Source organism: Serratia sp. Je.1.23.a, assembly GCF_051129805.1.
In the GTDB taxonomy this organism is placed as follows: domain Bacteria; phylum Pseudomonadota; class Gammaproteobacteria; order Enterobacterales; family Enterobacteriaceae; genus Serratia; species Serratia liquefaciens.
Genome location: NZ_JBCPSR010000011.1, coordinates 52,983 through 63,905, shown reverse-complemented (window position 1 = coordinate 63,905; position 10,923 = coordinate 52,983). Strand labels below are relative to the sequence as shown.

Genomic DNA, 10,923 nt, shown 5'->3' with positions numbered 1-10,923 from the left:
ATTATATATTGAACTACTACAATAGTGTCAGGCCTCACCATTACAACGGTGGACTGACGCCGGAAGAATCAGAGAACAGATACCGTTTTTACTGTAAAACCGTGGCCAATATTACTTGACCACTACATCCGGACAAAGTGCACAGATTGGCTATCACCTCAACAGAGCGATGGATAATGGTCTTTCAGCTGCGGAGGCTGGTGAGATAGTTACCCAGGCCGCGTTCTACGCTGGCTGGCCAAATGCATTTACCGCTGCCCCGGTTGTGGGTGAGGTAGTGCGTAATCGGTCGTCCAGTAAAGGATAAAATCTTCAGGAAGGACCCGCTTTTAGTGGGGCCTTCCGTATTTTTTCTCTGCCTCTTCATACAGAAAATCGTGGCTATAACCACGTAATACACCTTAACCTGCCCGCAGATGGTTATCTCACAGTGATGTCAGTAATGTCCGCTTTTGGCACGGAGTGGGCAAGCTAACTGAGCTAAATGTCCGCTGTGAGCGAGGAGCGGACGATGAATTGGCGCGTTCATGTGCGTCAAATCTGCAGTGACTCAAATATGACGATACTCAATATCAGAGCTAAGACACCAGACCCGCGTATGATCGTCTCTGGCGCCGCAAGTCGAGCGAGCAGCGATCCTGCCACTCCGTCAAACTCGACGATATGTATTGCACCTCTCTGATCTACACCAATCTCTGCGAAGGCGACGACACAACCGGAGAAGAATCTATGCTCTCAAAACCGCATCGACTGCTGGCGAAGATTCCCGGCTTCACGCCTTGCCATATTTCCGGGGTCAGGCCGTGCAGAAGCCGGGAACGGCGACCTTCTGGAACAGGTGCGGGCTGGCCACGACGGATGAAGGATAAGCCGGAAGTTTCGCGAGGAACCCGGGATCAGCAAAGGCGGCGCGGACTGCTTCGGTGGATTCCCACACTACATATTTCAGGTAAGTCGGGCTATCGCCGAGCGCCCGATGTAGTTGCATGGAAATGAAGCCCGGTGCCTTCGTTATGACTTCTGCAGCCGCCCGGAAAGTATCCAGAAAGCCCGCTTCGTCGGCGGGATCGATGACCGTAATAAGTTGATTAGCACGAGAGGTGTGGCCGCAATACCGAGTTGGCGGTCAAACGGAAATTTTTCGTCTAAAGGTGTGAATGGTTTTATGGCAGCCATGGTGGCGCTCCTGTCTATTGTGAAATTGAACCGGATTGATCGATGCTGCCTGCACTCAGACGAGCATCGACTGCTGGGCGAAAATACCTGCCATCACGCCCTGCCATGTTGCCGTGGTGACCGAGGGTATTCCGGGGTTGGCAAGGTCACCGGCGGCGTAGATACCGGGCATGCTGGTTTCGCGGCGCTCGTCGGTCCTGAGGGCGATGCCGGTTGGCGTATTGACCGTGGCGAGGCCCAGTGCGTCATGAAGGCTTGCGGACGGAATGGTACGCGGATGCGCGAACAGGATATCGACTGCGACATCGGGGCCGGTATCGAGCCTGATGGTGGCTCTATGCCTCCCGTGGCGTGCGATTTCGGTGATCCGGCCATCAACGAGAGGTACCTGGCGGGCCGCCAGATCGGCCCGTATGTCGGGGGGGGTGTCGTGACCATTGCTGAAGACCGTTAACCTGTCGGTCCAGTCATGGAAGAGCCTGACCTGATTCATCGACTGCGGGCCAGACCAGACGAGGCCCCAGTGCTGGTCAGCAACTTCGAAGCCGTCGCAATAGGGGCATGGGATGACGGTTGTCCCCCAGCCTTCAGCAAAGCCAGGAATATCAGGCATCTGGTCAACAACGCCATAGCTGAGGATCAGGCGGCGCGCACTCAGGGTTTCACCATCGCCAGTGAGAATGGAGAAATTGTCGATGGTACCGGAGATGCTGTCCGCGCGTGCATTAACTATCCTGATAGCAGGGTAGCGTGCGAGTTGCTGCCGCGCCGCAGCCAGGATGTCGGACGGTGGCTTGTCATCGTGGCCGAGCACACCGTGCGAGCGGCTAGCGAAGCGGTTGCGCTGAAGGCCGGTATCGAGAACGGTGACCGTGCGGCGGGCACGGCCAAGCTGCAGGGCGGCGGCGAGGCCTGCAAAGCTGCCGCCGATGATAATGACGTCATTCATGGTGATTGGCTCCGGGTTTTGGATGGAGGTAGATGGGCTGAGTCTGGCGCAGCTTGCATATTTATGAAACTGCGTGGTATCTTAATTATGCAATTATGATACTGTCAAGGACTATATTTAGTGACCAATGAAAACAGCCAGACCCGGCGAGGCCGGCCCGTCAACGAAGCGCTTGGCCAGATAATCATCGACGCCGCGTCCGAACTCTTTGTGGAATTAGGATTTCAGGCGACGACACTGGACAAAATCGCCCAGCGAGCAAAGATATCCAAACTCAGCATCTATCGGCACTTCGATAACAAGGAGGCGCTGTTCAGTGCGGCCATCGTGGCTGGCTGCCATCAGTTGTTTGCACCACAGGCCCTTCTTGAAGGCGTCGATGGTTCGGTTGAAGATCAACTGATGGCGGTGGGATCATTACTGCTTCGCACGCTGTTGAGATCAGACGTCAGTAGTGTCGAAGCCATGGTCATGGCTGATAAGACGAATCAAAAGTCGCTAAGCAAACTCCATTACGAAGCCGGACCCGCTCATGTCATCGCCCAAATCGAGGTCCTCCTGCGCCAGTTGCACGCGAAGCAGCTTCTGAACGTTCCCGATCCTCTTCAGTCCGCTCGCTTGTTTGCCGCGCTTTTCAAAGGTTCCGACCTTCTGATGATCGCGCGCTTTGATGAGACCAGAGCAGAGGATGACAACGAAATCGAATCCTATTGTCGGTCGGCCGTTGCCATGTTCATCGTTGCGCACGGTGGCATCCTGGGTACGCTATCGCGGATGTGATCCTGCCACATATTCCCGGTTCCATCCTGGTCGCAGCGTAACGCCCGGGCGTCTTAGCTGGCACCTGCAAAGATTGCTGTCAAGATAAGGTTCATTCAGATGACGATCTGAAATTGACATCAAGCGTATGCACGGGTTTCATTGCCACTAACAGGACCTTAAGAATAAAAAGATAATCATCAATCTGCACTTCTGTTAAATGAATGAATGGTGAAATGTTAGCCAGCGCCACGTGTCTGGTTGTAAAGTTTATTTTTTTATCCGTCTGGGGTGAAATTACCTGACGGTTTATTGATGGCCATGCTTACAAAAAAAAGACTAATTGTGATTTTCGGTACTCGAGTTTTTCCTGCGGGTTTTCAGAGGAAGATGTTCCTGTCGTAATGATAATGGTATCTGCTTCGTTAATTACCGCCTGAACATCATCCTGAATCCAGCACGGAAACTTCCTTGCCAGCAGGTTTGCGCGCTCATGCTCCCCGGATGAAAGAAAAACATAAGCGTGAGGGTCAAGGCGGAATAATTCAGACAGAAAGGTTTCAGTCAGATCATTTATTCCAAGAATGCCAATTCGCGTCATCATATAGCCACCGTTTTTCCGTTACGCTCATGTGAATAAATAATTTTTTGCTCGTACTGATAAAACCAGCGGGCTCCTTTAACCGGATTTATTTGTTATTTCGTCAGGTAATGACGTTTGCCACCCACCGCCCAGCGCCCTGAATGTCGCCACTGCTGCACGGGCCGATTCTGTCTGCGCCTGCGCTCTGGCATCGGAAGCCTGGAGAAGCGTTTCATCGTTGTGCAGCACGTCAATCAGGCTGGCTGTTCCTTGCTGAAAAGCGATAAAAGAAGACTGTCGGGCACTGGACAGGGCGGTTTCACCGCGGCTCAGTGTGGCTGCTTGTGTCTGGCGATTGACCAGTGCCGAGAAGGCATTCTCAACATCTTCGGTTGCGCGTAACACTGACAGACGATAAGCGGCAAGCGCTTCTGCTTCCTGGCCTTTAGCCTGCTCTATCTGGGCGTTAATACGACCAAAGTCAAAAAGCCGCCAGCGTAATCCCAGCACACCCGACGACTGGCTGGCACCGGCAGTGAAAAGATTATCACCTGACACTGCCGTTGCGCTGCCAAGCAGCGCGTTAAGGGAAAACTTTGGATAATACTCGCTGACAACCACACCGATACGGGCGCTTGATGCGGCCAGATGACGTTCGGCCACAATAATATCGGGTCTGCGGCGAAGCAGATCTGCAGGTGTACCCATTGCGGTGATTTCGGGTGTCTGCGGAATAGCGCCCGGCGAAGAGAGCTGAGCCCTGTGCCTCCCGGGCGGGGTGCCGAGCATAACATCCAGCGCATTCATGGCGGCATCAAGTCCGTTGTTCAGAACCGGTACTGTTGCCCGCACCTGTGCCAGCGCGCCTTCAGCCTGGCGGACCTGATATGCCGGTGCCAGACCTTTGCTGTATAAACGCTGAATTTTTTCCAGCAGTTGCTGTTCTGTGATGACCTGTTTATTCGCAATATCCAGACGGGCCTGTAATCCACGCAGGGTGATATAGATATCCGCAGTCTGCGCGGCGACAGCAAGACGTGTCGCCGCGACACCGGCCTCAGAAGCCTGATAATCGGCCTGGGCCGCCTGGCGGCTGCGCCGCAGGCCACCGAACAGGTCTATCTCCCAGCTCGCATTGAGATCGGTTTCATAGGAATTGCCGTAGCGATTATAATCCGGCGTTGAATTGACCACCTGACCCAATGGTGTTTCAACCGACTGATAGGCGCGCGCCGCTTGCCCACTGACACTCCCGGACGGTAACAGTGCCGCTGTTGCGGCTCCCAGCCCGGCCCGGGCCTGAGCCATTCTGGCGGAAGACTGTGCAAGGTCGAGATTTTGCGCAAGTGCATCTGAAATGAGTCTGCTCAACAGGGGGTCTCTGAAACCCTCCCACCAGACAGATAAACTGGCAGGCAGGGGAGTGCTGCGTTGCTGTAAGGCCGATTGAGCCTGATAACGTTCCGCAAGCGGAGCCGCAGGGAGATGGTAATCTGGCCCAACGGTACAGCCTGCCAGAGTGAGGGCACCTACAATGAGTGCAAGTGTATTTAGGGAAAACATGAAGAACCCTTGAGTCGAATTTGAGTTGTGACCACATTACCAAATGGTCACTCGTTGTCAATCGAGCTTCATTGAGCTAAGATGGAAAAATGACTAAAAAAATGAATGAAACCCCTTCCAGGGGACCTTCCGATCATAATGTCCGCGATCAGGTCGTTGATGCAGCCACTGAGCATTTCGGTCACTTTGGCTACGAAAAAACAACTGTCTCAGACCTCGCCAAAGCAATTGGTTTTTCAAAGGCTTATATCTATAAGTTTTTCGATTCCAAACAGGCTATCGGAGAAGTGATCTGTGCTAACCGGCTGGCAATCATAAGGGACATTGTCAACGCAGCGATTGTGGATGCGCCCACAGCCTCAGAGAAAATAAGGCGGTTATTCAGGGCATTGTCAGAATCCGGCTGCGATTTATTTTTTCATGACCGTAAGTTGCACGACATCGCGGCCGTTGCTGTGCGTGATAAATGGCCCTCAGCACAAGCTCATGAGCAGCTCCTGCGGCAGCTTATTGAGCAGATCATTGTTGAAGGGCGCCAGGCTGGTGAGTTCGAAAGAAAAACGCCACTGGACGAGACGGCGGATGCGATTTTTATGGTCATGCGTCCCTATATCAGCCCGGTTCTGCTGCAATATAATCTGGAAACCGCCCAGGGAGCGGCGGTGTTGCTGCCATCACTGATTCTGAGAAGTTTGTCACCCTGATGCTGTGACTATTGACAATATTGGTCACAAGCATGAGTATGGGTCCCTGTCCTGTTTAATTCATTAAGGGAACCCATGCTCGGGCTTAAACCTGTCACCTTTGCTGTCTGCCTGTTGCCGTTTGCCCTTGTGGCCTGCGGTGATGCTTCCGATAACAGCGATCCACGCAGTCTGCCACCTCTGGTCAGGTCTGCCGCAGCGATCAATGCAACCGACTTTTCCCGCGCTTTTACGGGGGTGGTTGTGGCACGAATTCAGAGCGACCTTGGTTTCAGGGTCCAGGGCAAAATCCTGGAACGTCTCGTTGATACCGGCCAGGCCGTAAAACGTGGTCAGCCGTTAATGCGTCTGGACCCGGTTGATCTGAGCCTGCAGGCTCAGGCTCAACAGCAGGCTGTCGCCGCAGCAAAAGCGCGTGCCCGCCAGACAGCGGATGACGAATCGCGTTATCGCGGTCTGGTCACCGCAGGTGCTGTATCGGCATCCGCTTACGATCAGATTAAGGCTGCCGCAGACACGGCCAGGGCTGACCTCAGTGCCGCCCAGGCGCAGGCGAATGTGGCGCAAAACGCCATGAGCTACGCGGTCCTGGTGGCCGATGCTGACGGCGTGGTCATGGAAACGCTGGCCGAACCAGGTCAGGTGGTCAGTGCCGGACAACTGGTTATCCGGCTTGCGAGGGCTGGACAACGCGAAGCGGTCGTCCAGTTGCCTGAGACGCTGCGCCCGGTAGTTGGAAGTGCGGCACAGGCCTCACTGTACGGCAGCGATACACAATCTGTTTCCGCGACACTGCGGTTACTCTCTGATGCAGCCGACCCGCTAACGCGCACGTTTGAGGCAAGGTACGTGCTCAACGGTCCCTTGTCTGGCGCCCCTCTGGGATCCACTGTCACCATCCATATTGCGCAGAGTAGATCATCCCAGCCGTTGCTGCAGGTGCCTTTAGCTGCCGTGTTTGACGCGGGTAAAGGCCCGGGGGTCTGGCGCATTTCAGGCAATCCCGCCAGAGTGACATGGCTGCCCGTGCAGGTCGTCAGCCTCGGGGATGATGCGGCAAGCGTGACCGGCAGCCTTAAGCCCGGCGAACAGGTCGTGGCGCTGGGGGCTCATCTGCTCCATGACGGTGAGACTGTCCGGCTGGCGAAGCAGAGCGATGTCAGTGTCGCCGGGAGTCGTCCATGAGCCGCGGGCGCTTCAATCTTTCCGCGCTCGCGGTGCGCGAGCGTTCCATCACACTGTTTCTCATTCTGCTGATTACGGTTGCCGGTATTCTCTCGTTCCTTGGACTGGGGCGCGCAGAAGATCCGCCTTTTACGGTCAAGCAGATGACCATCATTTCTGCCTGGCCAGGCGCGACGGCTCAGGAAATGCAGGATCAGGTAGCCGAACCGCTGGAGAAACGTCTTCAGGAGCTCAAGTGGTATGACCGTACAGAGACCTACACGCGTCCAGGTCTGGCTTTTACTATGCTCTCATTGCTGGACAGTACTCCCCCCTCAGAGGTCCAGGAAGAATTCTATCAGGCACGCAAAAAACTCAGCGATGAGGCCAAAAACCTGCCGGCAGGAGTATCAGGACCGATGGTCAACGATGAGTTCTCGGATGTCACGTTTGCGCTCTTTGCGCTGAAGGCAAAAGGAGAGCCACAGCGGCTACTGGTGCGCGATGCCGAGTCATTACGCCAGCGCTTATTGCATGTTCCCGGGGTGAAAAAGGTCAATATTATCGGTGAGCAGGCCGAGCGGATTTTTGTCTCATTTTCCCATGACCGTCTGGCAACCCTGGGGGTCTCTGCTCAGGATATCTTTGCTGCCCTGAACAACCAGAACATGCTGACACCTGCCGGCTCGATAGACACTCGTGGGCCACAGGTTTTTATCCGTCTGGATGGGGCGTTTGACAAGCTGGAGAAAATTCGTGAAACGCCGGTTGTGGTGCAGGGAAGGACGCTGAAGCTTTCCGATGTGGCAACGGTCGATCGCGGCTACGAAGATCCGGCGACCTTTATGGTGCGTAATCAGGGCGAACCTGCACTTCTGCTGGGTATCGTGATGCGTGAGGGCTGGAACGGTCTGGAGCTGGGTAAAGCGCTGGATAAGGAAGCCGCCAGTATCAATGCGGGCATGCCACTCGGCATGACATTCGCGAAAGTCACCGATCAGTCAGTTAACATCAGCTCCGCCGTAGACGAGTTCATGATCAAGTTTTTTGTGGCGCTGCTGGTCGTGATGGTGGTCTGCTTTCTCAGTATGGGCTGGCGCGTCGGTGTCGTGGTTGCCGCTGCGGTACCTTTAACATTGGCTGCCGTTTTTGTGGTGATGGAAGCCACGGGCAAGAATTTTGACCGAATAACCCTGGGATCGCTCATCCTGGCGCTGGGGCTACTGGTGGATGATGCCATCATTGCCATCGAAATGATGGTGGTGAAAATGGAGGAGGGATACGACCGAATAAAAGCCTCGGCGTATGCCTGGAGCCACACCGCTGCGCCTATGCTGGCCGGTACGCTGGTCACGGCCGTCGGCTTTATGCCCAACGGTTTTGCGCAATCCACAGCGGGTGAATATACCAGCAACATGTTCTGGATTGTGGGAATTGCCTTAATCGCCTCCTGGGTGGTGGCGGTGGTGTTTACGCCGTATCTCGGGGTGAAAATGCTGCCAGACATCAAAACGGTTGAAGGGGGGCACGATGCTATCTACAACACCCGCCGCTACAACCGTTTTCGTCAGTTGCTGACGCGGGTCATCGCGCGAAAATGGCTGGTCGCAGGTTCTGTCATCGCGGTATTTACCGTTGCCATTCTCGGCATGTCGCTGGTGAAAAAACAGTTTTTCCCGACGTCTGACCGGCCTGAGGTCCTCGTGGAAGTGCAGATGCCGTATGGCACTTCCATCGAACAAACCAGCGCCGCCGTGACGAAAATTGAGGACTGGCTGAAGCGCCAGAAAGAAGCAAAAATCGTGACCTCGTATATCGGACAAGGGTCACCCCGCTTTTATCTCGCCATGGCGCCGGAACTGCCCGATCCCTCTTTTGCGAAAATTGTTATCCTGACGGACAGTCAGGAATCCCGTGAAGCGCTCAAATTCCGTCTTCGCCAGGCTGCGGCTGACGAGCTGGCACCGGAGGCACGTGTTCGCGTGACCCAGCTGGTATTTGGCCCGTATTCACCCTATCCGGTTGCTTTTCGTGTGACAGGGCCGGATCCGACGGTATTACGGGACATTGCAGATAATGTGAAAACGCTGATGCAGGCCAGTCCGCTGATGAGAACGGTCAATACGGACTGGGGCTCACGCGTGCCGACACTGCATTTCACCCTGAATCAGGACCGCCTGCAGGCGGTGGGGCTGACGTCAAATGCAGTAGCCCAACAGCTTCAGTTTCTGCTTTCGGGCGTTCCGATCACCGCGGTGCGCGAAGATATCCGTTCGGTACAGGTCATGGGACGCGCTGCCGGCGATATCAGGCTTGATCCGGCGAAAATAGGGGATTTCACCCTGGTCGGCTCCGCAGGGCAGCGTATTCCGCTATCGCAGGTTGGCGAGGTCGAAGTACGTATGGAAGACCCGGTCCTGCGACGTCGTGACCGTACGCCAACCATTACCGTGCGGGGCGATATCGCCGAGTCCATGCAGCCGCCGGATGTCTCCACTGCGATTATGAAGCAGCTGCAGCCCATCATCACAACGCTTCCGGATGGATACCGTATTGAGGAGGCTGGCTCGATTGAGGAGTCGGGGAAAGCGACCCAAGCGATGATACCGTTATTCCCTATCATGATAGCCATTACACTGCTGATCATTATCCTTCAGGTGCGTTCAATGGCAGCGATGGTAATGGTGTTTATGACTGCACCTCTGGGACTGGTAGGCGTGGTGCCAACCTTGCTGCTCTTCAACCAGCCCTTTGGCATCAATGCGTTGGTTGGTCTGATTGCCCTGTCAGGGATTTTGATGCGTAACACGCTGATACTCATCGGGCAGATCCATCATAACGAGCAGGAAGGGCTTGAACCCTTTCATGCGGTCATTGAGGCAACGGTACAACGCTCCAGGCCTGTACTGCTCACGGCGATGGCCGCCATTCTGGCCTTTATCCCGTTAACACATTCGGTGTTCTGGGGAACCCTTGCCTACACCCTGATAGGCGGGACACTGGGGGGGACCATCATTACGCTGGTATTCCTGCCTGCCATGTATGCCATCTGGTTCCGGATAAAGAGCCCGGATTCAACCTCGTCAACGGAAAACCATTCCACTTCTGAAGGATTAAAAAATGTCTGAACATAAAGTCGTTCTGATTACCGGCGTTTCATCAGGCATTGGCAGGGCGGTAGCCCAGGCCTTTGAAGCCAGAGGTTGTCAGGTATTTGGTACCGCCAGGGATATCAACGCAGCTTCTCCATTGGTGCGGTGGAGGAACCCGAATGATGCGCGTGCACTGCTCCAGGCGCAGCAGAGTTCGGCGGAAGCCCTGGAAATCAAACGGCATGCCGATCCGCTGGTCGATTTTTGTGGCTATCTGACGGTGCTGGGCACCCCGGAAGGGATGATGATCGGTAATGCCAACATCACCCCGCCGAACCCACCCCGCTACCTGTACCACGCCTACCTGTCGTTTATGGCGGCACGGGGCTATCAGCATGTGATGAACCTGACGGCGTTCGGCCAGGCGGTGCCGCAAACGCTGAAAGAGTATGAGCACACGCTGCTGAAACGCCGCACCAAGCAGGGAATACAAACCAACCTGATATTGAGTGAAGAGTGCGAAGCGGACTGGCTGCCGAAGCGCGGGGCGGTGTGACGATAAACGGGTCGATCGGCCGGGCCGATCAATAGGCCTTTATTGATCTGCCGAACCCATTGGACGCTCAATCGCCACGCCGCCTATAGTGGCAGTGACCCGAATACACGCAGCAACACCAGGGCATCCTATCGGCCGCTGAACGGCCAATATCATAACGACAAGCGCTCCCCAAACCGGCTCAGGCCGGTTTTTTTGTGCCTGCGGTTCAGGCTGTTCACCCTGTTGGTGAACAGGGGTGTACACCGAGAAGGTAGCTATACACCCATCAATACATTGAAATAAAAGGATTAATTTAAAAGGTGTATAGGGTGAACAGTTTTCCTATAAATCTTTTTTTCTGAGCAAAATGGCAGATTGGCTCTATCATGTGGCAG

8 protein-coding genes and 3 pseudogenes are annotated in these 10,923 nt (G+C 54.9%); 7 read left to right on the top strand and 4 right to left on the bottom strand.

All coding sequences use genetic code 11. From position 1 onward, the window contains the following. Nucleotides 1-127 precede the first annotated feature (127 nt). Nucleotides 128-307 (top strand): annotated as a pseudogene (locus AAZT04_RS25020) (carboxymuconolactone decarboxylase family protein); the annotation flags it as partial. A 489-nt stretch (nucleotides 308-796) separates the two neighbouring features. On the opposite strand, the gene AAZT04_RS25015 reads toward AAZT04_RS25020, so the two are convergent. Next, on the bottom strand, nucleotides 797-1,015 hold the full coding sequence (locus tag AAZT04_RS25015) for an antibiotic biosynthesis monooxygenase family protein (RefSeq protein ID WP_434682197.1): 219 nt from the start codon (nucleotides 1,013-1,015) through the stop codon (nucleotides 797-799). A 216-nt stretch (nucleotides 1,016-1,231) separates the two neighbouring features. Continuing rightward, on the bottom strand, nucleotides 1,232-2,125 hold the full coding sequence (locus AAZT04_RS25010) for an NAD(P)/FAD-dependent oxidoreductase (protein WP_434682191.1): 894 nt from the start codon (nucleotides 2,123-2,125) through the stop codon (nucleotides 1,232-1,234). A 120-nt stretch (nucleotides 2,126-2,245) separates the two neighbouring features. Here AAZT04_RS25010 and AAZT04_RS25005 point away from each other — a divergent pair, with 120 nt between their 5' ends. Then, nucleotides 2,246-2,905 (top strand): TetR/AcrR family transcriptional regulator, encoded by a 660-nt coding sequence (locus tag AAZT04_RS25005; RefSeq protein ID WP_434682189.1) that lies wholly within the window; start codon nucleotides 2,246-2,248, stop codon nucleotides 2,903-2,905. A gap of 304 nt (nucleotides 2,906-3,209) precedes the next feature. On the opposite strand, the gene AAZT04_RS25000 is transcribed toward AAZT04_RS25005, so the two are convergent. Together AAZT04_RS25000 and AAZT04_RS24995 are read right to left on the bottom strand one after the other, a co-directional pair. After that, nucleotides 3,210-3,488, bottom strand: a complete 279-nt coding sequence (locus AAZT04_RS25000) for an NAD(P)-binding domain-containing protein (RefSeq protein WP_434682186.1) — start codon at nucleotides 3,486-3,488, stop codon at nucleotides 3,210-3,212. Nucleotides 3,489-3,563: 75 nt separating this feature from the next. Further along, on the bottom strand, nucleotides 3,564-5,030 hold the full coding sequence (locus AAZT04_RS24995) for an efflux transporter outer membrane subunit (RefSeq protein ID WP_434682183.1): 1,467 nt from the start codon (nucleotides 5,028-5,030) through the stop codon (nucleotides 3,564-3,566). An 89-nt stretch (nucleotides 5,031-5,119) separates the two neighbouring features. Between AAZT04_RS24995 and AAZT04_RS24990 the strand changes: the two genes are divergently transcribed. The 5 genes and pseudogenes from AAZT04_RS24990 to AAZT04_RS24970 all read left to right on the top strand — a co-directional run. Further along, nucleotides 5,120-5,734: a TetR/AcrR family transcriptional regulator gene (locus tag AAZT04_RS24990; protein WP_434682180.1), complete on the top strand. Its 615-nt coding sequence runs from the start codon at nucleotides 5,120-5,122 to the stop codon at nucleotides 5,732-5,734. A gap of 75 nt (nucleotides 5,735-5,809) precedes the next feature. Further along, nucleotides 5,810-6,919, top strand: a complete 1,110-nt coding sequence (locus tag AAZT04_RS24985) for an efflux RND transporter periplasmic adaptor subunit (protein ID WP_434682177.1) — start codon at nucleotides 5,810-5,812, stop codon at nucleotides 6,917-6,919. Further along, nucleotides 6,916-10,026, top strand: coding sequence for an efflux RND transporter permease subunit (locus tag AAZT04_RS24980; protein WP_434682175.1), 3,111 nt, complete (start codon nucleotides 6,916-6,918; stop codon nucleotides 10,024-10,026). Before AAZT04_RS24985 ends, AAZT04_RS24980 begins: the two co-directional genes overlap by 4 nt. Beyond that, nucleotides 10,019-10,153, top strand: a pseudogene (locus tag AAZT04_RS24975) (SDR family NAD(P)-dependent oxidoreductase); the annotation flags it as partial. The gene AAZT04_RS24980 and the pseudogene AAZT04_RS24975, both read left to right, overlap by 8 nt. After that, nucleotides 10,154-10,546: pseudogene (locus AAZT04_RS24970) on the top strand (winged helix-turn-helix domain-containing protein); the annotation flags it as partial. Between the last annotated feature and the right edge of the window lie 377 nt (nucleotides 10,547-10,923).